This window comes from Chryseobacterium sp. UF-290 (assembly GCF_058245615.1).
Genome location: NZ_JBSICB010000005.1, coordinates 93,090 through 114,014, shown reverse-complemented (window position 1 = coordinate 114,014; position 20,925 = coordinate 93,090). Strand labels below are relative to the sequence as shown.

26 protein-coding genes are annotated in these 20,925 nt (G+C 36.7%); 7 read left to right on the top strand and 19 right to left on the bottom strand.

From position 1 onward, the window contains the following. Positions 1-55 precede the first annotated feature (55 nt). Together AC4IF5_RS07625 and AC4IF5_RS07620 are read left to right on the top strand one after the other, a co-directional pair. Positions 56-484 carry a hypothetical protein gene (locus AC4IF5_RS07625; RefSeq protein WP_490733213.1) on the top strand — a complete coding sequence of 143 codons (429 nt, stop codon included), beginning with the start codon at positions 56-58 and terminating at the stop codon, positions 482-484. 97 nt (positions 485-581) lie between these two features. Next, the gene (locus tag AC4IF5_RS07620) at positions 582-1,616 is read left to right on the top strand and encodes a threonine aldolase family protein (RefSeq protein ID WP_490733212.1); all 1,035 of its coding nucleotides are present in this window, start codon (positions 582-584) and stop codon (positions 1,614-1,616) included. Positions 1,617-1,659: 43 nt separating this feature from the next. Here AC4IF5_RS07620 and AC4IF5_RS07615 read toward each other — a convergent pair whose 3' ends face one another. From AC4IF5_RS07615 to AC4IF5_RS07575, 9 genes are all read right to left on the bottom strand, one after another. After that, positions 1,660-2,160 (bottom strand): hypothetical protein, encoded by a 501-nt coding sequence (locus tag AC4IF5_RS07615; RefSeq protein WP_490733210.1) that lies wholly within the window; start codon positions 2,158-2,160, stop codon positions 1,660-1,662. Between the two features lie 293 nt (positions 2,161-2,453). Then, positions 2,454-3,011 (bottom strand): DUF4256 domain-containing protein, encoded by a 558-nt coding sequence (locus AC4IF5_RS07610; protein ID WP_490733208.1) that lies wholly within the window; start codon positions 3,009-3,011, stop codon positions 2,454-2,456. Positions 3,012-3,053: 42 nt separating this feature from the next. After that, positions 3,054-3,452: a DoxX family protein gene (locus AC4IF5_RS07605; RefSeq protein ID WP_490733206.1), complete on the bottom strand. Its 399-nt coding sequence runs from the start codon at positions 3,450-3,452 to the stop codon at positions 3,054-3,056. Positions 3,453-3,471: 19 nt separating this feature from the next. After that, positions 3,472-4,050: a YdeI/OmpD-associated family protein gene (locus AC4IF5_RS07600; RefSeq protein WP_490733204.1), complete on the bottom strand. Its 579-nt coding sequence runs from the start codon at positions 4,048-4,050 to the stop codon at positions 3,472-3,474. Between the two features lie 94 nt (positions 4,051-4,144). Beyond that, positions 4,145-4,615 carry an SRPBCC family protein gene (locus AC4IF5_RS07595; protein WP_490733202.1) on the bottom strand — a complete coding sequence of 157 codons (471 nt, stop codon included), beginning with the start codon at positions 4,613-4,615 and terminating at the stop codon, positions 4,145-4,147. Between the two features lie 87 nt (positions 4,616-4,702). Continuing rightward, on the bottom strand, positions 4,703-5,032 hold the full coding sequence (locus AC4IF5_RS07590) for an ArsR/SmtB family transcription factor (RefSeq protein ID WP_490733200.1): 330 nt from the start codon (positions 5,030-5,032) through the stop codon (positions 4,703-4,705). A 338-nt stretch (positions 5,033-5,370) separates the two neighbouring features. Beyond that, positions 5,371-6,249, bottom strand: a complete 879-nt coding sequence (locus tag AC4IF5_RS07585; RefSeq protein WP_490733198.1) for a YDG/SRA domain-containing protein — start codon at positions 6,247-6,249, stop codon at positions 5,371-5,373. 211 nt (positions 6,250-6,460) lie between these two features. Next, positions 6,461-6,574 carry a VOC family protein gene (locus AC4IF5_RS07580; RefSeq protein WP_490733196.1) on the bottom strand — a complete coding sequence of 38 codons (114 nt, stop codon included), beginning with the start codon at positions 6,572-6,574 and terminating at the stop codon, positions 6,461-6,463. Continuing rightward, positions 6,550-6,858 (bottom strand): VOC family protein, encoded by a 309-nt coding sequence (locus AC4IF5_RS07575; protein ID WP_490733194.1) that lies wholly within the window; start codon positions 6,856-6,858, stop codon positions 6,550-6,552. The genes AC4IF5_RS07580 and AC4IF5_RS07575 overlap by 25 nt, the downstream gene beginning before the upstream one ends. 97 nt (positions 6,859-6,955) lie before the next feature. On the opposite strand from AC4IF5_RS07575, the gene AC4IF5_RS07570 reads away from it, so the two are divergent. After that, a complete protein-coding gene (locus AC4IF5_RS07570; protein ID WP_490733192.1) occupies positions 6,956-7,513 on the top strand; it encodes an SMI1/KNR4 family protein in 558 nt (185 codons plus the stop codon). A gap of 456 nt (positions 7,514-7,969) precedes the next feature. Here the strand turns inward: AC4IF5_RS07570 and AC4IF5_RS07565 are convergent, their stop codons facing one another. Continuing rightward, complete coding sequence (locus AC4IF5_RS07565) at positions 7,970-8,923, bottom strand: DUF6624 domain-containing protein (RefSeq protein ID WP_490733190.1); 954 nt, start codon at positions 8,921-8,923, stop codon at positions 7,970-7,972. A gap of 321 nt (positions 8,924-9,244) precedes the next feature. After that, positions 9,245-9,529, bottom strand: coding sequence for a bacteriocin-like protein (locus tag AC4IF5_RS07560; protein ID WP_490733188.1), 285 nt, complete (start codon positions 9,527-9,529; stop codon positions 9,245-9,247). A gap of 436 nt (positions 9,530-9,965) precedes the next feature. Between AC4IF5_RS07560 and AC4IF5_RS07555 the strand changes: the two genes are divergently transcribed. Further along, positions 9,966-10,751, top strand: a complete 786-nt coding sequence (locus AC4IF5_RS07555) for an XRE family transcriptional regulator (protein WP_490733186.1) — start codon at positions 9,966-9,968, stop codon at positions 10,749-10,751. Positions 10,752-10,835: 84 nt separating this feature from the next. Here the strand turns inward: AC4IF5_RS07555 and AC4IF5_RS07550 are convergent, their stop codons facing one another. Then, a complete protein-coding gene (locus AC4IF5_RS07550; RefSeq protein ID WP_490733184.1) occupies positions 10,836-11,540 on the bottom strand; it encodes an aspartate/glutamate racemase family protein in 705 nt (234 codons plus the stop codon). A gap of 87 nt (positions 11,541-11,627) precedes the next feature. Here AC4IF5_RS07550 and AC4IF5_RS07545 point away from each other — a divergent pair, with 87 nt between their 5' ends. Next, on the top strand, positions 11,628-13,049 hold the full coding sequence (locus tag AC4IF5_RS07545) for an aminotransferase-like domain-containing protein (RefSeq protein ID WP_490733182.1): 1,422 nt from the start codon (positions 11,628-11,630) through the stop codon (positions 13,047-13,049). A 147-nt stretch (positions 13,050-13,196) separates the two neighbouring features. Here the strand turns inward: AC4IF5_RS07545 and AC4IF5_RS07540 are convergent, their stop codons facing one another. The 3 genes from AC4IF5_RS07540 to AC4IF5_RS07530 form a co-directional block, all read right to left on the bottom strand. Continuing rightward, positions 13,197-14,591, bottom strand: coding sequence for an alkaline phosphatase (locus tag AC4IF5_RS07540; RefSeq protein ID WP_490733180.1), 1,395 nt, complete (start codon positions 14,589-14,591; stop codon positions 13,197-13,199). Between the two features lie 77 nt (positions 14,592-14,668). Further along, complete coding sequence (locus AC4IF5_RS07535) at positions 14,669-15,871, bottom strand: GTP-binding protein (RefSeq protein ID WP_490733178.1); 1,203 nt, start codon at positions 15,869-15,871, stop codon at positions 14,669-14,671. 4 nt (positions 15,872-15,875) lie between these two features. Continuing rightward, the gene (locus AC4IF5_RS07530; protein ID WP_490733176.1) at positions 15,876-16,214 is read right to left on the bottom strand and encodes a MerC domain-containing protein; all 339 of its coding nucleotides are present in this window, start codon (positions 16,212-16,214) and stop codon (positions 15,876-15,878) included. Positions 16,215-16,300: 86 nt separating this feature from the next. Here AC4IF5_RS07530 and AC4IF5_RS07525 point away from each other — a divergent pair, with 86 nt between their 5' ends. Next, a complete protein-coding gene (locus AC4IF5_RS07525) occupies positions 16,301-16,690 on the top strand; it encodes a Fur family transcriptional regulator (RefSeq protein WP_490733174.1) in 390 nt (129 codons plus the stop codon). 241 nt (positions 16,691-16,931) lie between these two features. On the opposite strand, the gene AC4IF5_RS07520 is transcribed toward AC4IF5_RS07525, so the two are convergent. Both AC4IF5_RS07520 and AC4IF5_RS07515 read right to left on the bottom strand, forming a co-directional pair. Beyond that, positions 16,932-17,417, bottom strand: coding sequence for a hypothetical protein (locus AC4IF5_RS07520; RefSeq protein WP_490733172.1), 486 nt, complete (start codon positions 17,415-17,417; stop codon positions 16,932-16,934). 99 nt (positions 17,418-17,516) lie between these two features. Beyond that, positions 17,517-17,801, bottom strand: coding sequence for an FEKKY domain-containing protein (locus AC4IF5_RS07515; RefSeq protein WP_490733170.1), 285 nt, complete (start codon positions 17,799-17,801; stop codon positions 17,517-17,519). A gap of 144 nt (positions 17,802-17,945) precedes the next feature. Between AC4IF5_RS07515 and AC4IF5_RS07510 the strand changes: the two genes are divergently transcribed. Continuing rightward, a complete protein-coding gene (locus AC4IF5_RS07510) occupies positions 17,946-18,443 on the top strand; it encodes a hypothetical protein (protein ID WP_490733168.1) in 498 nt (165 codons plus the stop codon). 116 nt (positions 18,444-18,559) lie between these two features. On the opposite strand, the gene AC4IF5_RS07505 is transcribed toward AC4IF5_RS07510, so the two are convergent. Beyond that, the gene (locus tag AC4IF5_RS07505; RefSeq protein ID WP_490733166.1) at positions 18,560-19,033 is read right to left on the bottom strand and encodes an NUDIX hydrolase; all 474 of its coding nucleotides are present in this window, start codon (positions 19,031-19,033) and stop codon (positions 18,560-18,562) included. Between the two features lie 369 nt (positions 19,034-19,402). Then, positions 19,403-20,923 carry a TSUP family transporter gene (locus tag AC4IF5_RS07500; protein WP_490733165.1) on the bottom strand — a complete coding sequence of 507 codons (1,521 nt, stop codon included), beginning with the start codon at positions 20,921-20,923 and terminating at the stop codon, positions 19,403-19,405. Positions 20,924-20,925 lie beyond the last annotated feature (2 nt).

The window sequence follows — 20,925 nt, the reverse complement described above, 5'->3', positions numbered from 1 at the left end:
CTCTCTTTTTTGTATAGAATTTGTATAAGTATTGGATAACTTACCATTCAAGAAGATGAAAAACATTTTAATATTTTTATTTTTTACGATATTTTGTAACGCACAAGGGCAGTCCCAAAGCTTCACTTTCGCTTTTAATCCTAAAAAATTCATACAGGAAAATAAGCTGGACGAGGTGAGCAGGAAAGAAATTATTTTTAATTTATATGATATAAACGGTAAGGAAACAAAATACATTACGGTAGATAAAACAAGTGAAATATTGAGAAAAGAGAAGATCTACAGTTTTAAAGGCAAATCTGAAGATGGTACAAAGCTTATTACCTTAACCATTGCTTCCGGAAAGCTGACAGGGGCTTATCTGGAGAATGGCACATCTTATTTCATTGAGCCGCTGGAAAAAAAATGTAAGAAGAAATACAGGATCTATATAAAATCCGACAAAGGCTACCACGTCGGGCAGCCTGATGATTTTGTCAGATAAGAGTATTATTAATACGTCAATACTCTTTGAAATTATATTTTTAAATATTTACCTGTTTCATAGAAGTGATTTTCTTTCATTTTCTTAATTTTACTCTATGAAATTTTCATTCAAAAACGACTATTCAGAGGGATGTCACCCGAATATCTTACAGGCACTTTTACAGTATAATCTCGATCAGCAGGCCGGTTATGGCGAAGATGAATATTCAGTGAAAGCAAAAGCACTGATCAGGGAAAAAATCAGCAGTAAAGACTCTGAGATCTATTTCGTTTCCGGAGGAACCCAGGCGAATCTTATTGTGATCTCTGCCATTTTAAAACCCTATCAATGTGTAATCTCTGCTTCTTCAGGACACATTCTGAATAATGAAACGGGAGCGATCGAAGCAACCGGTCATAAAGTATTAAGCATCGAAAAAGAAGACGGGAAACTGACACCATCAGATATTATCCCGGTATTGGACAGTCATAGAAATGTTCCGCATCAGGTAATGCCGAAGCTGGTGTATATCTCGAATTCTACAGAATTGGGAACGATCTATCAGAAAAAGGAGCTGGAAGAGCTGTCAGCATTCTGTAAGCAGAATCATTTGTATCTGTTTATGGACGGGGCAAGATTGGGACATGGGCTCACATCGGAAATCAGTGATTTTACCCTGGAGGATGTCGCTTTGCTGACTGATGTGTTCTACCTTGGAGGAACCAAGAACGGAGCTTTGATAGGAGAGGCTATTGTCATTAATAATCCTGTCCTTCAGGAAGATTTTGCCTTTAATATCAAACAGAAAGGGGCGTTACTTGCCAAAGGCAGACTGCTGGGAATACAGTTTTTAGAACTGATGAAGGATAATCTGTATTTTGATCTGGCGAGACATGCCAATCAGCAGGCCATGAAAATGAAGAATGCTATGCAGGAAAAAGGAGTGAAATTTCTTTCGGATACCTATACCAACCAGATCTTTCCTATTCTGCATCATGATCTTATTCAGGTATTATCAGAAAGCTTTGAATTTTATGTCTGGAAAAGGATAGATGAAGATTATTCAGCGATCCGGCTTATTACTTCCTGGAATACCGGCGATGAAGCTGTAAACCGCTTTATTGAAATTATTGAAAGGGAATTGCCATAAAATAAAAACAGCCTGTTTTGAAGGCTGTTTTCATTATGGATGGTTATTTTAAAGCTTTGGCTACCACTTTACAGTCCGCGGTATTCAGGGTTTGCCCGTCTTTATAGCTGATCTTCTTTTCATCAGCATATTTCGATTGTCCGTCTTCTTCTTTGTGATCACCAATTCCTTCCGTCAGGGTATTCTCTTTTTGAAGGAAGTAAATGTCTCTTTTGCTTTTCTTGCCTTCAGAAGTAAATTCATAGGTAAGTTTCAGGGTATCTCCGGATTTGAAACCGGTTACATCACCTGTTGAACTGTCTTTTTCGCTATTCCTGTAAGATAATTTTCCGGTAATGGTTCCCAAATTATCATCAATAGAAGCAAAAACACTGTCTTTTCCTGTAGCTCCTGCATAGCAGAAGGATTTTGGACCCAAGGTATCCACTACAGGTTCAGAGACAGCAATAGTGTCTTCTTCCACTTTCGGAGCCGGGATTTCAGTTTTCTTATTACAATTGATCAGAAAAACTGATACGGCTCCCAATAACATTAATTTTTTCATATCCTTAATTATATTAGCATCAAATTTCTATGCTGCTAAATTAGTAATAGTATTTGTATATTAAAAATAGGATATCAACGGATCATGTTTTTATGTTGAAAATTGGTTTTTAAATTGTGGTTTTTAAGAAAAAATATTCATTTGCCGGATGGATGGAGGAGGGGGATGCTATATTTTAACCGCAGGTACAAAAGTTTTTGAACACTTAAGTTATCTGAAGTTTAATTGTCTGAGTCTATAAGTTTACATAAGCTTTGAAAAATCGAAGTTTTTTCAGTCCGGATTCTATACTCTTATACTTTTAAACTTCCCCTAAAGCCTCTCGCTGCATAATAAGAATCGGCTCCGTTGTGATAGGTGAAAACGGTGTTGTAACGTCTGTCACAGAAGATCGCTCCGCCAAGTTCTCTGATGGAAGATGGCGTTTTTATCCAGCTGGAAGTTTTCAGGTCAAATTTTCCGAGCTCCTGCAATTGACGGTATTGTTCTTCTGTTAAAAGCTCAATCCCCATCTCAGAAGCTTTATCAATGACATTGCTTTCAGGTTTATTGGCTTTTCTTGATTCCCAGGCCGGATAATCATAGCAAAGGCTTCTGCGTTTCGGGCTTTCAGGGGAGCAGTCGAAGAAGATGTATTCGTCTGTTTTTTTATTATAACTTACGACATCGGGCTCGCCTTCCGTTTCCTCCATTTCGTTCAAAGACCATAACTTTTCAGGCTGAGCTTCCAGTTTTGCCTGTATCTTTTCCCATTTCAGGTCTTTGTGACGGTTCATATTTTTTTCAAAACGGCCTTTCAGTATTTTGAGAAGAGCTTCGGTTTGTTTCGGAGTTAATGGTTTCTTTTTCATATCAAATTTTTTAAATGGTTTTAAAATATAAATATAAAAGTATTAAGGAGTAAGGGAAATTTTCCTGTTGGCAGGTCTGAAATACCAGGAAATGATCACTAAAGCAAACAGCAGTACAGCAGGTAATGTTCTGGCGGCCGTATCCCCGACAATGAGATGGGAGATTACCGCTCCTGACATGACGAAGAAAAATCCAGCGTAGGCCCATTCTTTTAATAATAAACGTTTCGGAATCAGTATTGCTATAACCCCTAAAATTTTCCAGACTCCGATGATGACCATCAGGTAGGAAGGGTAGCCCAGATTAGTAAAATTGGCCAGCTCGTCTTTATTTTGCATAAGCTGGACGATAGCTGTTGAAACCATTCCCAATGCCATCCACAGGGTAAATATCCAATAGATGATCCTGCTTCTTTTTTGTGATTGATGTTGTGTTTCCATATTGGCTGGTTTTATATTGTTAATCGTTCAATCCTTTTCCGGTAAGGATTTGTGGAATATATTTTTCAATTCTTGCTTCCCGTGTTTTGGATTGTTTGGCGGAAGAAAAATGGAGCAGGTAAGCTCTTTGCCGTCCCGGAGTCAGCGCTTCAAAAGCTTCCTTTAAAGCTGGGTTGGTGTCCAGTTTATGCTGAAATTCTTCAGGCACTTCAAATTCTCTGGTTTTCTTCATGGGAACTTTTATCCCTGATTTTTCTACTTCTACCGCCTCGTAAACATAGGTTCTTATCTCTTTTTCCAGATCTTTGATTTCTTTCAGGCCTGTAAAACGGATCTGCCGTGCTGCCTGTACATTTTCAGTCTGTTGGGTCAGGATCTGGTTGGTGTCATTTAATAAGGCTCCTTTGAAGAATAAAAGTGCACAATATTCTTTGAATCCGTGGATCAAAACAATATTTCTGCCGTGATAAGTGTAACAGGGACAGCCCCATTTAAGCTCTTCTTCCAGCCCTATGTCCAGCAGAATAGTTCTTAATTTTTTAAATTCTTTTTGCCATTGTCCTTCTGCTTCGAAGAAAAAATCAGTTTTTGGATTCATGTGTTTTAAGTTTGAGGGTTTTCTAGGTTTGAGGGTTTGAGAGTATTAGAGTCGGTATGGCAATTTCATCGTTTCAGTATCTAGCTTCTAACCTCTAATTTCTAACTTCTTTAAAAATTTCCTGCAAACGGTTATGCGCCATATTGATTCCCTGTGCAAATGGTAATTTCAGGTGCTGATCCCTGAAGTCCACAGATTGATAAATGGTTTGAATGGTAATTTTGCTGGTGTTTTCCGTTACTTTGTCGAACTGTAAAAATTCGATCTGGGCAGGGAAAGGTGTATTTTCCATTTGAAATGTCCGTACGATCTTCTGATCGGCAACAACCTCATGAATGGTTCCGTTAGCACTGAAAACCACATCACCCTGAGGATTTGATGTTTCAAACCGGTATCCTCCGTGCTGTTTGTTTTCGAGTTTTATGACTTTGGTTCCCATCCATTGTTCGATCAGCTCAGGTTCTGTATAAGCTTTGAAAAGCAATTCTACGGGAAGATCAAATTCTCTGATAATGAAAATTTCCTGCTTTCCGTCTTCAGCGTGGATTTTTGTTTTGAGTTCCATATTTTGAGTTTGAGGGTTTTAGTATGGTAGAAAATTGATACTATTTGAGATCTATTATCTATTCGTCTCTCATCTTTTATCTCTTAATTATTTATGACTAACGTTCTGATACGCTTTCATCACACTTTCCAGTTTGTTGAACCGGTCGTCCCACATTTTTCGGAAAGGCTCTATGAAGTCAGCAATTTCTTTCATTTTATTGGGATTCAGGTGATAGATAATTTCACGGCCATTCTGTTCTGATCTCAGCAACTCACATTCTGTAAGGATCTGGAGATGCTTTGAAACGGTAGGTCTTGCGGTATCGAAATTGGAAGCAATAGCTCCAGCAGTCATGGATTGAGCTGCCACCAGCATCAATATGGATCTTCTGGTAGGGTCGGCTATGGCCTGAAATACATCTCTTCTTAAATTCATTGTGTAGCTATTTGACTACAAATATATGTGTAGTTATTTAGCTACGCAAGTTTTTTGTGAGAAATTGTTGATTTTGCTGGATCTAATAATCTCTCGCAGATTTTGGGGATTAGGCAGATTGGGAAAGTATGGAGATCTGCGACATCTGCCTGATCAGCGAGAGGTAAATTCAAAGCTCTAAATGAAATGGGTCCTATTTAGAGAACTAATAAGGGTAGGTTAGCCTTCCTGATGAAGGTTTAATAATCTCTTGCAGATTTTGGGATTAAGCAGATTGGAGAAGTACAGAGATCTGCAATATCTGCCTGATTAGCGAGAGATATTATTCTTTTGGTTTTTTATTCAAAACCGTGCATTTGACGATGATATTGTAAATTTGAGATATTTAATGTATGGTTAGAGTTAATTACTAACTCACCCGTTATATTTCCAATGAGTTGCAAATTATTTGTAATTGAAAATACACCTTTATCAAACATAATATGATGATTAGGGCAAAGGCAAATAAGATTATTTGGATTATCATCTCCATTATGTGGTTTACCTAATGGTTTGATATGAGCACCTTCTGCATAGTGGCCCAATTTTGTCGGAATGGAAATTTGGCAAATTTGGCACTTGAAATCATATAATTTTTTTATTTGCCATGCAACTTTCGTATCTCGTACGATTCTTAAAACCGTACTTTCTATTCTTTTTTTTGTTCTTTCAGAATAATCTAATTCAACTTGACGAACTGTTTTTTTTAATTGATTATTGCCAGAATATTCTAAACGGAATCTGCAAATTTTGAAACCACTTTTACCAATCTCTTCCCAAGCATCTACTACGCTATACAATCCCGCGTAGGAATAACCTTCTTTAGGTGAAAAATCAGATTTATGTGCTGAACCACGAATAACCCTTACTGGCAACCCTTGATCCATGCTTATTAGAAGGCCTGCATTTCCTCTATTTTCCCAAGATTGATCTTCTATTTGCTTTCTTGTAATAGGATCATTACCTCCAGCACCAGTATAAACAATCTCCTCTCCAAAATCTAAATCATCTTCATATCCTCCGGAAAGAACAATAGCAGCAGTTCCTTCTTTCGCATTCCCATCAATTCCAGTTCCCCAATTTCTATGAAAGCTTGTTGGCATCATTTCTTTTCTATTATTAAAATGATATCCCTCTTCAATACCTTCAATCTCACCAAATATAATAGGTTTGCTCATACTTTTTGTATAATTGCAAATATATGGTTTTAGGTGAAAAAAATAACTGTAAATAAACTGTTTTAGTATAATTTATTTCTTAATAAGAAAGAATATCATGATTTTTTCTTATTAAAATCAATATATGTAAAACGGCAGAAGAAAGAATGAAAACAAGCCCTATAAAACGGAAGATTGAGTTTTATAGGATGAATTGAGAATATTTTTACTCTTACATATAAAACACATTAAACTTATGTCCATCAGGATCTGCAAAGACAAAACCATAGTAATGATCTCCAAAACTTTCAGGTTCTGAAACTATTTTCCCGCCGGCTTTCTCCACTTCACCGGCCCAATGATATCTACCTGATCTTTGTTTTCAGCCGACAGAGTAAATATGATTTCATTGGGACTTTGCGAATCCGCAAATTGTACGTTTTTCACATTGGCTTCGAGGAGTTCTTTTAAGAAAAAGTGAATGATAAATTCATTTTCACCGGCAAAAAAGCTTACCAGCTCTTTTGAAGACTGAGGACCATTGGGCTTAAATCCAAGTTCTGTATAGAATTTTTGTGTCCGTTCCAGGTTGGCTACAGGTAAGTTTGCCCAGATCATTTTAGGTTTCATACTATTTTATTTTGGTTGAGATAAAGGTATTGGGTTTTGGCGTGATAAAGCTTGTCATGTGGCAAGATTTTGTATTTTTAATGCATAGATGATGATAATGGAAAAAACGCTTCAAAGATTAGATTCACATATTAAAAAATTAAGGCCGGATTTTTATAAAAGCCTGCATGAACCATTGAGCAAAGAAGAAATTCAGAGACTGGAAGAGCAGTATAATGTTCAGATTCCTGATGACTTAAAAGCTTTCTATCAATGGAAAAACGGGCAGGAGAGCAGCTGTTATGATTCGTTTGTTAATAATTCGATGTTTATTCCGTTGGATGAAGCCCTTGAAACGGCAGAGGAGCTTACTTCCATGATCGGGACAGATTTTGAAATAGAAAACTGGTGGAACAGAAACTGGATTCCGGTTTTCCATAATGGAGGGGGAAGTTATTTGTGTTATGATAGGGAAGGAACATTTACCGGAAATAGAGGACAGATTCTTGAATTCTGGAACAGGGACTATGACCGGAATGTCATAGCTCCAGACTTTCAGCACTTTTTAGAACAATTGAATATATATTATTATATGGGCAAATCTGCCGAAGAATTTGATGGGTTTTTCGATGTTGAAGATATTGACGGATTTCCCAAAAGGTTTATTGTCGGTTGATTTAACATAATATTATCTTTTAATACATAATTTATCCTAAGCTTTGAAAATTAGCACTATAGTTTGTGCGGTATTAAACCGTTAATAAATAAGAAACAAGCCAGAAATGAACGAACAGATTATAAATAAACTGAATATATTAGGAGGAAAGACGGATGCAGTAAGTGCTGGTAAAAGAGTTGTTAAAGAATACCTGGAAAGGAAATTTGGAAAATAAAGGATTCTAAGGCTTTTAGTGCTCTATTCTGATTATAATTATTTTATCCTATAATTTATATTATGTTAAATTGTTTATAATTGTATATTTATTAGAACTTTTTTTGTTATAAATTGACTGCATAATTCAATCCAATCATCTATTGTAATTTCTCCGTTAATTTTAATTAGCAAATTGCTAATGTATAATATAAACCCTAAACCCGTAATTTTTGCAAACTACTGTTAGCAGACGTTTTTTTATTTATTTAATTTTTCTAATTCGGGTAATTCACTTTTATACTTTTCAACGTCCCAAATTAAATTCCAATTTTTAACATAGTCAGAGATTGGACCTAACCCAACTTCTGTTCTTCTTTTATCTACATTGTCAGGATCAATTAAAGGTAAAACATATAGAGTTTTATTATTTGGATTGGTTCCTATTTGACTTCCATATATTTGTTTTCTACCTTCTCGAATTTCTATTCTGTCAATTAACAAAGCTAAAGAACCTGAACTTGCATTTCCTTTTGTTACAGCGTCTTTCATCATAGGTAAATATTTTTTTTGCGTTTCCAAATCTGAATGTTGAATGACAAGAAATAATGCACTATTGGCTTGTGCGCCTACTTTGTCTTTACCAACCCAACCTTTTTCATCTAATATTTTTTTTACTTTTAATAAGTTAAGTGAATCTTTCTGAATTGTTATTTTCCAAAGGTCATTCATTTCTTTAGAATCTGGACCGAATTTTTTTTGAGTTTCATTCATTTGCATTCTATATTTTTGGTCTTCCTCAAGAATTGTCAATAATTCAGCCTGCAATGGTTTGTCATAATTTGCTTCTATTACCTCTATTTTTTTTTCTAACTTTTCAATTGTTTTCCCCCATTCTTTTTTTGAATGTAAATTTTCTAAATCAGTATCAGAATTTAAGTGCTTTAGATTTGTCCAACCTTTTTCTATTGATAAGTTCAACCATTTAAATGCTTTTTTTGTATTTCCTGCTAAAGAAGATGCGCATGCGCCATTATATAAGTGATTTGGATTTTTGCTTTCAATTTTAAAAGCTTTATTATATAAATCAGTAGACATTTTATAATCTTTTGTTTTATATAATTTATCAGCTTCACTTATTAATTTTGAATATTCTTGTGCATTAATGCTTGTGAATAAAAATAATAATAACAAAGTATAAATATTGTTTCTCATTTTTTCTGTATTTAATTGCTAAATTTTAGATGTTTACATCCTGTTTTCAAAATGTCTGCTAACTTTCAAATTTACGCATTGCATCAACTGATTTATATAACTTTCGTAAAGCCATTTATGCTACTAATATAAAATTTATTTTGATGATTTGATTGTTAAGTGATTATAAATATTTTTCATCTTAATTTTTTAAAGCAATACTGATTCTTATCCTAAAGCTCCATTATTGTTTGATCACAATCAAAATGAAGACCTCATATAATCCAAAAAAAACCGCCCTTTTCAGAGCGGTAGACATTTTAATTTTTTACTGTGTGCTGATTAGCAGGTAGAACCACATTCTAGCAATCTGATGTGGATCACACCATTGATTACGCATTGTGTCTGGCATAGAGCGTTTCCAACAACGGTACCAACACCGCCAACTACTCCACCAACTGTAGAACCTACGCCGGTAACAACACCGCCTACGATAGTTCCTACACCTCCTACTACTCCACCAACTACTCCACCCAGTCCTCCGATCAATCCTCCGATTGGATCAAGAAGTCCTTCTCCTGAAATAGCTTTTAATTCGTTTCTGTCTAATTTTTTTAAGTTTTTCATAACTATAATTTTATATGATTATTACATCACGAATATATGAATAATTATAATAACTGTATATTTTTTCGAATAAAATAATTAAATATTTTTATAATTTAATATTCTATTAATATAAATGTATTTTTATGCGAATATGATTTTTATTTATATCTGATTGATTTTCTAAATGTTAAAAAACATAACTCAATTTGAAAAAGGTGGAGTTAATATTTTACATTAAATAATGCTTTTTTTTATGATTTTTTTCAAAGCTTGAAAAAATGATTCATATTGGGATGAAAACCGATCTCATCAGGTAAAAATCAACTCCAAAAAAGTGAGCGAACTTAAACATTTAAAAAAAACTGTTGAAATTCTCCATTTCTTAAGGTAAAACCTGTGCCAATCGTTGATCACGAAAATCAAATTTTGTATTTTTGCCCACATACTTTTATCAATGTCGATTTTTTCAAATAATATACGCTTCCTAAGAGCAAGGAGAAAGCTCTCCCAACAAAATGTAGCCGATGAATTAATGATTTCCCGTGTCCGGTATTCCAAATATGAGAACGGAATATCTGAACCCCCGATTGAGCTTCTGGTAAAAATATCCAAATACTTCCACGTAAGCATCGATCTTCTGCTGTCTGTTGACATCCAGAAATACCCTATGGACGAAATGCTTAAACTTCCGGACAACAGGATCGTTCTTCCGGTGGCTGTAGATCATCATGGAAATGATACGATCGAAATTATTCCCCAGAAAGCGTCAATGGGATATCTGGAAGGCTATAGTGACGTAGAATATATTGAGAGTTTACAACGTATTGCTCTCCCCTTTTTAACCAACGGAAAATACAGAGCCTTTCCTGCAGACGGAGATTCTATGCCGCCATTCAGAAACGGCTCTTATATTGTAGGAAAATATGTGGAGGGAATCAATGAGCTGAAACCCGGGAAAACATATGTATTTGTAACCCTGAATGATGGGATTACTTACAAACGCTTTAAGGAAAGAAAAGGAAATTCCATCTGTGTAAGTGCTGACAATTCGTTTTATGAGCCATATGACATTCCGTTTGAAGAAGTGGTTGAAATCTGGCAGTATGCTTCAGGTATTTTTCCTGAAGATTTTGAGCCCGGAGATTATGAAAGCTATAATTTTAAAGAAATGTTCCGGGAGCTGAGACAGGATATAAAAGAGCTGGACCGGAAAGTTTCCGGTCGCCGAAGAAAGTCATAAGATAAGTTTCTTCCGGACCATTATAATTGTGGCCTTGACATATCGTTCAAGGCCACTGTATATTGTATATCTCCAGATTGATGATTACACTTTTTGCTTTGAAACTGCAAATTCTACAGCAGCATCCACATGAATTTTGATGGTATCAAATACCGGAACGGAGACATCTTCCTGGCTGATCAATAACGGAATTTCTGTACAACCCAAAATAATACCTTCAGCACCGCGGTCAATCAGATCCTGGATAATTGTAAGGTATTTTTTTTTGGTCTCAGGATTGATAATTCCCCGGCTCAATTCATTTCTTAAAATATCTTCTATATAATCCCTGTCTTCCCTGCTTTCAGGGATCAAAGGCTCCAAACCGCCTTCAATCAACTTGTCCTTATAAAAATCCAGTTCCATCGTATAGCTGGTTCCCAATAAACCGACTTTTTTTAATCCTTTCCGGCTAACAGCATTGGCTGTAGCTGTTGTAATATGGATGAGTGGCAGTCCTATTTGCTTTTCAATTCTATCAGCAACAATATGGGCCGTATTTGCACAAAGTACAATGGCTTCAGCTCCGGAGTTTTTTAAATTTTGAGCAGCATCAAAAAGTAGCTCAAATGTAGCATCCCAATCGTAATCGGCGTTAAACTGTTGGAAATAGTTGAAATTAACTGAATAAATGATACATTCTGCAAAATTCAATCCCCCCAATTCCTGATTAATCCTTTCATTTAATAAGCGGTAGTAATCCAAAGTAGAAGCCCAGCTGATCCCTCCTACTAATCCTAGTTTTTTCATATTCTTCTTATTTTTTTATTCTCAACAAAAGTATATATCTTTATCCTGTTGTAACAGATACAAAAAATGAATATATTAATGTAACAGATGAAGGATTTTCAATATATAGCCCTTGCAGATCAATTTGAGCTCTTTATTAACAACGGTACCTATCCTGTTGGGTCCAAGCTTCCATCACTGCGCAGTGTCCGGGAGCAATTAAAAGTAAGTGTAGGTACTATACTCAAAGCTTTTATGGTTCTGGAAGACAGGGGGCTGGTTGCCGGAAAAGAAAGATCGGGTTTTATTGTACTCCGTAAATCGGTCTCTTCCATAAACCTCCCCCGGTATGCAGAAAATAAAACGGTCGCCCAGGAGGTCACTATTGGAAAAGTTTTGCGGGAAGCCTCATTTCCTGATCCGGAAAATAACTCTTATGTATCGTTTTTTAATGCTGTTTTAAGCCCTGACCTTTTACCTTTTAATGCTTTACGGAGAAGTTTACAGCAGGCCTCCAGAGATTTAACCGGGCAACATCTGCAGTATGAATCCGCCGCCGGAAATATCCACCTGAGAACAGAAATTGCCAAAAGATCTTTTCTTTGGCAGGGAAAATTAACTGCCGATGATGTAATCATTACCAATGGTGCTTTGGAAGCGGTAAGCTTATGTCTGCGTGCTGTAACAAAAATGGGTGATACTGTCATTGTTCAGTCACCTGTCTACTATGGGATATTACAGACTATAGAAAGTCTGGGTTTAAAAATAATTGAATTACCGGACAATCCTCTTACCGGAATCAATGTTCAGGACTTGGAAGAAATCTGCAACAGTCAGAAGATTTCAGCCTGTATATTGATTTCAAACTTTAATAATCCAAACGGTATTATTTTCAGCAATGAAAAAAAACATGATATAGCCGCTTTTGCCGAAAGAATGAAAATACCGGTAATAGATGATGATATTTATGGTGACCTTCATTTTCAGGCACAGCGACCTGCAAATATAAAAAGTTATGATGAACAGGGCTGGATAATGCTTTGCTCTTCTTTCTCTAAATCGGTTGCGCCTGGCTACAGAATCGGCTGGTGTGCTGCTGGGAGGTTCACAGATAAGGTGATAAAGCTAAAAGCTGTTACCAATGTAGCGACTGCGAGCATCGTGCAGCTATCTTTATTACAGCTTTTAAAAACAGGTGCTTATGACAGGCATTTGCGAAAGTTGAGACCCGAATTGCACAGGCTCATGTTATTAACTACACAGGCTATAGAAAATTATTTTCCTTCAGATATACGGATGAGCCGTCCTGAAGGAGGTCTGGTGCTCTGGATAGAATTGCCGGGCTATATCAATGCTTTTGAACTTCAGCAGAGGGCAATTGATCAGTTTGTAAATGTTGCTCCCGGCCCTTTATTTTCCAATAACGGGGATTATATCAATTATATCCGGATCAGTTGTAATAATGTATGGAATGTTAAAGTTGAAAAAGCCTTAAAAAGACTAGGTAGTATTATAAAGAGTATGCGGTAAAGCCAATAGTTAAAATAGATCTTCTACTTTATATAATATTATAAATCATAGTACAACGATTTCAGGGAATATAATAATTAAAACGAGGCGAATAGTATTCACCTCGTTTCCTTCAAATTAAATATGATATGAAAAATATGAATAAGATTATACAGGAGAAGCTTTCAGCATCAGATCATGCAGATCTGTATTTTTAATAAAAGGCTGTAGATGTTCACTTCCTGGCCCATAGACGGCTACTTCCACATAATCTCCTGAATGGTCCATGCTGATCCAGCCTACAGAATTATGTTTTTTCTGAATTTCAGAATAGAACTTAAAAGGCAGCTTTTTATAATTGTAGAGGCCGTCTTCCTTTTCAAGTCCGTTATAAAAGCTGAGCAGATGTTTGGCTTCGTCATCATTCAAAACAATTTTATTCCCTTTGTAGATCCAGTCTTTGATCTGTTTTACCGAATAATCTTTGTGGATTTCATTTAAAATGTACTCATTGGTATATTGGTAATCCGAGATGCTGTTAAAATTTTTAGTAGCATCAGATCCATAGATTGTTCCCGGATTTGCATTCCCATGATCTGTAGTGATGATGACTAAAGTATTTCCGTCTTTTTCAGCAAAATCCATTACGGTCTTTACAGCTTCATCAAATGCCAGCTGATCGTGGATCAGTGCTGCAACGTCATTAGCATGGGCTGCCCAGTCCACTTTCCCGCCTTCTACCTGAAGCACAAAACCTTCCGGGTGCTCTTTCATCTGGTTGATAGCAGTTTGGGTCATCTCAGCCAGTGTAGGAGTATTTTTAAATTCAGGAAGATGGGCTCTGTCAATACTGTAAGGCAGAGCGCCTGTACTGAAAATACCTAAGACCTTCTCTCCTTTTTGTACATTTTTCAGATCTGTACGGGCTTGCAGGATCCGGTACCCTTTCTTTTGATAAACAGAATAGAGATCTTTTTGGTCCTCTCTTTTGGCGGGATTAAAAAATTCGTCTCCACCTCCCATCAATACATCCACCTCCAGGTCCGCATACATTTCTGCTATCTGAGGCTCTGCGTTTCTCCTTGCGGAATTGACACAAAAGCCTGCCGGTGTAGCATGGGTAATGGTAACTGTCGTTACACAACCTGTCTTTTTTCCTGCTTTCTTAAACTTCTGCCATATAGGAAGATGCTTTTCGCCATTGGCTCCTATATTCAAGACTCCGTTTTTTACTCTTATTCCTCCTCCGAAAGCTGAGCTTGCAGCGGCTGAATCGGTTACCATAGAGCTTGCTGAAGCAGTATCCATTAATGCACGTGAAACTTTTTTCTCATGATACAGATTCATCCACCGGCTTCCTTTCCCAAGAATATTTCTGGAATACTGATCCGCCATTGACAGAGTTCCCAGGCTCATACCGTCACTTACCATGAAGATGATATTTTGGGCTTTTCCCTTATGGGGATGTTCAATATTTCTTTTGGAGCTCCAGAGCTCAGAGGGTGATAAGGTTAGTAACCCAGAAAGAAGTGCTGAACCTTTCAGAAATTTTCTTCTGTCCATATGCTGTAAAAATAATACTGCAAGTTATCATATTTAGTTTCATATGGTAACTTTGTTGCATTAATAAATAGTTAATTTTAAATGTTTCTTGGAAAAGGATCTTCAAAATTTTGTTTTTGCTCAAACAATTCTTTTTCTGATCCATTGATAAGACAATTCTGAAGATCAGACAATATCTGATCTTTGTTCAGATTCTGTCCTATAAAAACAAGCTCGTTGATTCTGTCGCCCCAGTTTTTGTCCCATCTGCTCTCTATAAACTCCTGATGCTCCGCAAATGAAGCATATTGCATTCTGTAATTCATTGGCATGCTGCACCACCATACTCCTGCCTTTTCCAGGCGGAAAGAACCTCCTGCCTGAGAAAAATTCAAAGCATCGTCCGGCCTGGAAGCCAGCCAGAATAAGCCTTTTGCCCTGATAGCACCCTCAGGGTACTGATGATTAAGATATTTCCACAGCCTCATGGGATGAAAAGGTCTCTTATCTCTGAATATCAACGAACTTATACCGTATTCTTCCGTTTCAGGAGTATGATATCCGGCCTGTAATTCTTTTTGCCAGCCTGCAGAAGACTGAGCTTTATCAAAGTCAAAAAGTTTTGTATTTAAAATCTGTTTAGGATCAACCTTACCGAATTCCGAATGAAGAATAGTGGCCTCGGGATTCAGCTTTTTTATAGCAGCCTTTAAAAATCCTGCTGTTTCAGCATCTATCAGATCGGTTTTGTTGAGAATAATGACATTGGCAAACTCGATCTGGTCGGTAAGAAGATTCACAATGGTTCTGTGATCTCCTTCCATATCGGTAAGATTACGGTCTGTCAAAAACTCATTGGAGCCAAAATCTTTTATAAAATTGAAGCCATCAACTACAGTGACCATAGTATCTATATAGCTGAAGCGGGAAATATCAATTCCGCTTTCTTCATCAATGTAGGTAAATGTTTGAGCGACCGGAACAGGTTCGCTGATTCCGGTACTTTCAATGAGCAGATAATCAAAACGGTTTTCCCGGGCCAATCGTTCCACCTCTATCATCAGATCTTCCCTGAGTGTACAGCAGATGCATCCGTTGCTCATTTCCACCAGCTTTTCTTCTGTCCTTGAAAGCGTATTTTGGTTTTCAACGAGACGCGCATCAATATTCACTTCACTCATATCATTCACAATGACGGCTACTTTCAGCCCTTGTTTATTATGCAGGATATGGTTCAGCAAAGTTGTTTTTCCGGCTCCCAGAAATCCGCTCAGTACCGTTACAGGAAGTTTTTTGGTCATATCGTTAATGTTTATGATTTTTAAAGTTGATAAGGTGTCCTGTAATTAAACCTGCTGCTCCAGCATATATTAAAGGAATATGAACTTCAAATATGAGGTCGGTCAGTACGGAAATGAAGATCAGGATAAGAGAGGTCCAAAACAAAAGTTTCAGCCAGCGACTCGTTATTTTTTGAGTGACTCTGAAAACAACAACAGCACCGATGGCTAAAAATGCCATGTCGATATAAGGGTTATGTGAAATGCCTAAAGGAATGATCATCAGTAACGGGAAAACAATACAATGAACCAGGCATAAAACAGCAGCAGAAATTCCTACAGCATCGAGGATTTTTGATTTCATAAAGCGATGGGATTTAATTTTTATTGTAACTTTATTGCAAAAGTAAATATAAAAATCTAAATAACGCAACTTTGTTGCATTAAAATATGAAACAGATCAGAAATACTCACGCAAAAACTGAAATTTTAAATCTCATTAATAAGTCTGATGTAGCCCTTACCCACTCTGATATTCAGAAAAAATTAGGAGATCTATGCAATAGGGTTACTATTTACAGAGTATTGGAAAGACTTGAAAATGAAGGAGCCATTCATAAAATAGTCAATGTGGATGGTGTCGTGAATTTTGCAAGATGCGGCGGAAAATGCACACATGAGGAGCATTTTCATAATCATGTTCATTTTAATTGTAAAGTATGTCATTCAGTTACCTGTATAGAAAATGCAATTCCTGAAGTCAGCCTGCCTGAACATTTTGTGGCTCAGGAGTATAATTTTGTCATCAGTGGAATCTGTCCAAAATGTTCTGATTCATAGGTTTTATACAATGGTGATCCTTATAATTTAGAAAAGGGGGCTGTAATTCATTTAAAATATATTAATTTGGAGAATATAACTAAGCTTTTTATGAGTGCCAAAACAGAATTTACGAAAACAAAAGGTTCTGAACAGTCTGTAGAGCAGCTCTATGATGTAATCTATCCTTTAATAGTTTCTGAGGAATAAAAAACCTCCTTAAAAGCATTTTTAAGGAGGTTTTTTATGGCTGAAATATCTGCTATAAAGGAGATATATAGACTTCTATTTTGGTTCCGTCATAGTTAAAAGTTCCATCGGAATTCTTTTTTCCTAAAACCCATTTCAGGTCCACAGGAACTGACCAGGCAGATCCCAGGGAAAAACCGTTTACTGACCGGATTTCATTCATATGTCCGGTAGTAATGGCTGAATGGAAAAAAGTTTTATCTATAAGCCTATAGAATCCAATTGCTTTTCCTTTAGGGATGATAGAATATCCGTCCCATTTTTCTCCTGAAGGATAATTAAATTTGGTTAACCATCCTTGTCCTGCAGACTGTACCAGCTCATCCGGACTAATGCGTGCCCCATACATATATAAGGTATAGGCTACTACATCATGACATACGCCGCTATTGTACTTTGAAATATTTTCCGCACCTGCAAGTAGTGCATTGGCAACGGGTTTCCTTTCCGCTAAACCTAACTGGGCTTTTCTGGCTCCTTCTGGTGTTATGAATGACATATTAATAATTTTTTGGTGTACGTAAAGATACATCTTTTATATTAAATGAGTCAGGAGCTGCAATCTCATGGTGTATTCGGTCAGAAAGCAAAAGAGCGGTTAATGCTGATTTAAAGAATCTGTTTCATACCTGATTCTGATCCAATTGATACTGTCTGATGTCTGAAGTTCCTTATCAAATTGCTGTTTCCAGTTCTTTCCCAAGTTTTTTTCAAGGCTTTTGAAATAGATCTTGTTAGAGGCTTCATATTGTTTTTTCAGATCTTCTATACTGTCTGTGATGATACATCCGGCCTCAATGCGTTCGTAGCACAGATTCCATTTTTTTACCAGGCTGTCGATAGCCGAAACATCAATATCCTGCAGACCTCTGCTAGCTACCATTATTTTCGTCAAAAAATACCAAAAAATGAACAGATTTTCTGCTTATTCAGAATGGGTATAAATTCCATCTAATTCACAATGATCCGTTGGGTGGAGAAAATAAAAATATTATTTTTATCGCCCTAATTAAGATAAAGACTAATTATGCCCACTGATGCTTCTCACAAGCTGATTCCGATGACTGCCTTCGTTATTGAATATTATTCAAACGAAGGATATGCCGATCTTCAAATATTAAGTTTGATGAAGAACTATGCGAATTTTCTGAAACAATCCCTTACACTGGGAATGTTTGTTCCTGTAGATGAAGATGGCAATGTATTGAAAGAACCTAAAAATTATGCTTCATGGAAATTGCCTGAGCATAATGAAGGAAAAAAAGCACATGCTGCCGGCTCCGGAGAATATAATGATTATCTGAAGGCTGAGCAGAATTGTATGTTTGAAGGCTTTAGGGTTGATTATAACGGATATTCAAAAGTAAGGATCGTGGCTTCATATGATCCCTCTATAGAATTGTCTTTTAACAAGAATGATCTGTTGCCTTCAGGATTTACGGATGTTGAATCACTTATTGTTTTTGATGACATTTACCTGACTTCAAGTGCTTTAAACAGAATCGGGATAAAAATAAAATCCTGACTTCATAAAAATTACAAAATAAAACTCTTTATCTGCTCTGGTAAAGGGTTTTTAAATTAAGTAAACTTATCTGGTGCATTCTCGAAAAATTATAATTTTATTAAAATTAAATATATTTAAGGGTCTGTTTGGCTTTTTAATCTTGCTCCTAATTCTATGATCAGCGAAGCTTGTGCAGGATTAATCCGCTTCTTTGCCTCTTCTGAAATGAACCACTCCCATTGGTCTACTTCAGGTATTTCGATTATTCTACCTGATTTGGGAGGCCATTCTACTGATAAGGTATTACTGTAAAGATCTGATGTTTCGATATCTCCTTCCAGCGCCCAGGCGTGAACGGTCTTGCCTCCTTTTTGTCTCACAGGTAACAATTCGATAAATTTTTCTGCCATCAAAGCTTTTCCGGTTTCCTCTTCAAATTCGATCAGTGCACGCTCCAATGGATTTTCATCAGGAAGTATCTCTCCTTTGGGAATAGACCATGCTCCGATGTCTTTATTTTTCCAGAACGGTCCACCAGGATGAACCAGGAAGTAATACAGATCTTCTCTTTCTTTTTTAAAAAGCAAAATACCCGCGCTTGTTTTCATAGGATTCAATTTTGGATATTCATGAAAAAATTGCACCAATAAATAAAAATTGCAAAGGTAAACTTGTTTTCTCTGCTTTCTTTACATTAAAGCTGTTGAAATTTTTCTAATGAAAACCGCAAAAGACTCATAAAAGGTTAAACACTTAAGTTGCTTTAGGTAACAAGCTTTGTGCATAATAAGTACACTTAAGTTTTTGAGAATCTTTGATTTTCTTCTTATGTGGATTTTTTATACAATATCATTTTAAACTAACTTAAGTGGGCTAAAGTGTTTAGAATAAATATTTTAGCGTCTTTTGTGATTGAAAAACATCTGTGATTGAAAAACATCTCCATTCTTAGGAGATAAAAAGTTTAAACAGTTTCCTTATAAAAGAAGAGATTTCACAATAGTAACCATGCTCATTAAAATCACTACGATCCCAACGACAACAAACATTTTCTTGGTAGGAAGTTTCGATGTGAGCATAGCCGAAAACGGGGCTGTAAAAACGCCGCCCAGCAGAAGTCCCAGTACAATATTCCAATGGTGGATTCCTATCGTAAAGATAAAGGTGATGGCACTTGTGATTGTCAGCAGGAACTTGGCAACGGTCGAACTGCCTACGACATAACGGGGAATTCTTCCTTCTTTGATCAATGTTCCGGTTACTAATGGACCCCATCCTCCCCCTGCAAAAGAATCTATAAAACCTCCCACAAGCCCCAATACCCTGAGATTGGTTCTCCGTTTGGGTTTACCCCGGTTTGTTTTTTTATCTTTAAATGCATTTTTAAGGATATTTAACCCAAGATATAAAGTATAGCAGGCAATGATGGGCTTTACAATATGAGCATAACGTTCGCCATAATGGGACAAAGTTAATGCCCCGATAATCGAACCCACTATAGCCAGAGGAAACAGTACCCAAACCATTTTTTTATTGACATTTCCCAGCTTATAATGGCTGAACCCTCCTGCTGCCGTTGTGAAAGATTCTGCAGAATGAATGCTTGCGCTGACAACAGGTGGCGGAACATTCAGCAATAACAGTATGGTTGTGCATATTACGCCATACCCCATTCCCATTGACCCGGCTACAATTTCTGCCATAAAGCCGGCAAACAGCATCCAATAGAAAATATGTCCGTCTTTACTGAGAAAATCCTGAATATCTCCGGAAAGATCAAACTGATAGACAACAAGACCAAATATTCCGAAAAAAAGCATAAGCCCTATAATGGCCAGATAAATATTGGCTCTTCTTTGGGCTGTTTTGGTAATGCTGATCAGCTTTTCGATCTCCATGTCAGACTTTTCTGAAGAGCTTTTTCCTTCAGCCAGGTATTGGGTGGTGATCTTATTGAGTTCCTTTACCTTATAATTAAAATCTCCTTTCAGCTGATTGCGGATGTTGTGCATATTATCCAGCACATGATCCATTTCATCAGGAATGATCTCTGTAAAGGTTTCCCGTAATCTCTTGGCTATGGTGGGAGACTTTCCATTGGTGGAGATCGCTATTTTAAGACTTCCTTTTTTCACTATGGAGCCCAGATAAAAATCACATAAACCGGGCTTGTCCGCGATATTCACCAATACATTTTTTTTCCGAGCTTCTTCCCTGATCTGTCCGGCTAATGCAATATCATTGACAGCGATGATCGCAAGGTCCGCACCATTAAAATCCTGGCTTATGTAAGCTCTTTCGGATAACAGTAAATTCGGATATTGGTTTTGTAACATTCTGACTTCAGGAATAATTTCCCTGGCTACCAGCTTTATGACCGTTTCAGGTGAATTACCGAGTACGGATTCCAGCTTTTCAAGAGCAACTGTACCGCCGCCGATGATAAGCAGCGAGAGGTTTTCAAGCTTTAAAAATACAGGATACAAAGAATTACTCATCT

Excerpts from the sequence above, each read along its gene's own strand:
- AC4IF5_RS07625 (WP_490733213.1), top strand. The coding sequence starts at position 56 with ATGAAAAACATTTTAATATTTTTATTTTTTACGATATTTTGTAACGCA.
- AC4IF5_RS07620 (WP_490733212.1), top strand. The coding sequence starts at position 582 with ATGAAATTTTCATTCAAAAACGACTATTCAGAGGGATGTCACCCGAAT.
- AC4IF5_RS07615 (WP_490733210.1), bottom strand. The coding sequence starts at position 2,160 with ATGAAAAAATTAATGTTATTGGGAGCCGTATCAGTTTTTCTGATCAAT.
- AC4IF5_RS07610 (WP_490733208.1), bottom strand. The coding sequence starts at position 3,011 with ATGAAAAAGAAACCATTAACTCCGAAACAAACCGAAGCTCTTCTCAAA.
- AC4IF5_RS07605 (WP_490733206.1), bottom strand. The coding sequence starts at position 3,452 with ATGGAAACACAACATCAATCACAAAAAAGAAGCAGGATCATCTATTGG.
- AC4IF5_RS07600 (WP_490733204.1), bottom strand. The coding sequence starts at position 4,050 with ATGAATCCAAAAACTGATTTTTTCTTCGAAGCAGAAGGACAATGGCAA.
- AC4IF5_RS07595 (WP_490733202.1), bottom strand. The coding sequence starts at position 4,615 with ATGGAACTCAAAACAAAAATCCACGCTGAAGACGGAAAGCAGGAAATT.
- AC4IF5_RS07590 (WP_490733200.1), bottom strand. The coding sequence starts at position 5,032 with ATGAATTTAAGAAGAGATGTATTTCAGGCCATAGCCGACCCTACCAGA.
- AC4IF5_RS07585 (WP_490733198.1), bottom strand. The coding sequence starts at position 6,249 with ATGAGCAAACCTATTATATTTGGTGAGATTGAAGGTATTGAAGAGGGA.
- AC4IF5_RS07575 (WP_490733194.1), bottom strand. The coding sequence starts at position 6,858 with ATGAAACCTAAAATGATCTGGGCAAACTTACCTGTAGCCAACCTGGAA.
- AC4IF5_RS07570 (WP_490733192.1), top strand. The coding sequence starts at position 6,956 with ATGGAAAAAACGCTTCAAAGATTAGATTCACATATTAAAAAATTAAGG.
- AC4IF5_RS07565 (WP_490733190.1), bottom strand. The coding sequence starts at position 8,923 with ATGAGAAACAATATTTATACTTTGTTATTATTATTTTTATTCACAAGC.
- AC4IF5_RS07560 (WP_490733188.1), bottom strand. The coding sequence starts at position 9,529 with ATGAAAAACTTAAAAAAATTAGACAGAAACGAATTAAAAGCTATTTCA.
- AC4IF5_RS07555 (WP_490733186.1), top strand. The coding sequence starts at position 9,966 with ATGTCGATTTTTTCAAATAATATACGCTTCCTAAGAGCAAGGAGAAAG.
- AC4IF5_RS07550 (WP_490733184.1), bottom strand. The coding sequence starts at position 11,540 with ATGAAAAAACTAGGATTAGTAGGAGGGATCAGCTGGGCTTCTACTTTG.
- AC4IF5_RS07545 (WP_490733182.1), top strand. The coding sequence starts at position 11,628 with ATGAAGGATTTTCAATATATAGCCCTTGCAGATCAATTTGAGCTCTTT.
- AC4IF5_RS07540 (WP_490733180.1), bottom strand. The coding sequence starts at position 14,591 with ATGGACAGAAGAAAATTTCTGAAAGGTTCAGCACTTCTTTCTGGGTTA.
- AC4IF5_RS07535 (WP_490733178.1), bottom strand. The coding sequence starts at position 15,871 with ATGACCAAAAAACTTCCTGTAACGGTACTGAGCGGATTTCTGGGAGCC.
- AC4IF5_RS07530 (WP_490733176.1), bottom strand. The coding sequence starts at position 16,214 with ATGAAATCAAAAATCCTCGATGCTGTAGGAATTTCTGCTGCTGTTTTA.
- AC4IF5_RS07525 (WP_490733174.1), top strand. The coding sequence starts at position 16,301 with ATGAAACAGATCAGAAATACTCACGCAAAAACTGAAATTTTAAATCTC.
- AC4IF5_RS07520 (WP_490733172.1), bottom strand. The coding sequence starts at position 17,417 with ATGTCATTCATAACACCAGAAGGAGCCAGAAAAGCCCAGTTAGGTTTA.
- AC4IF5_RS07515 (WP_490733170.1), bottom strand. The coding sequence starts at position 17,801 with ATGGTAGCTAGCAGAGGTCTGCAGGATATTGATGTTTCGGCTATCGAC.
- AC4IF5_RS07510 (WP_490733168.1), top strand. The coding sequence starts at position 17,946 with ATGCCCACTGATGCTTCTCACAAGCTGATTCCGATGACTGCCTTCGTT.
- AC4IF5_RS07505 (WP_490733166.1), bottom strand. The coding sequence starts at position 19,033 with ATGAAAACAAGCGCGGGTATTTTGCTTTTTAAAAAAGAAAGAGAAGAT.
- AC4IF5_RS07500 (WP_490733165.1), bottom strand. The coding sequence starts at position 20,923 with ATGAGTAATTCTTTGTATCCTGTATTTTTAAAGCTTGAAAACCTCTCG.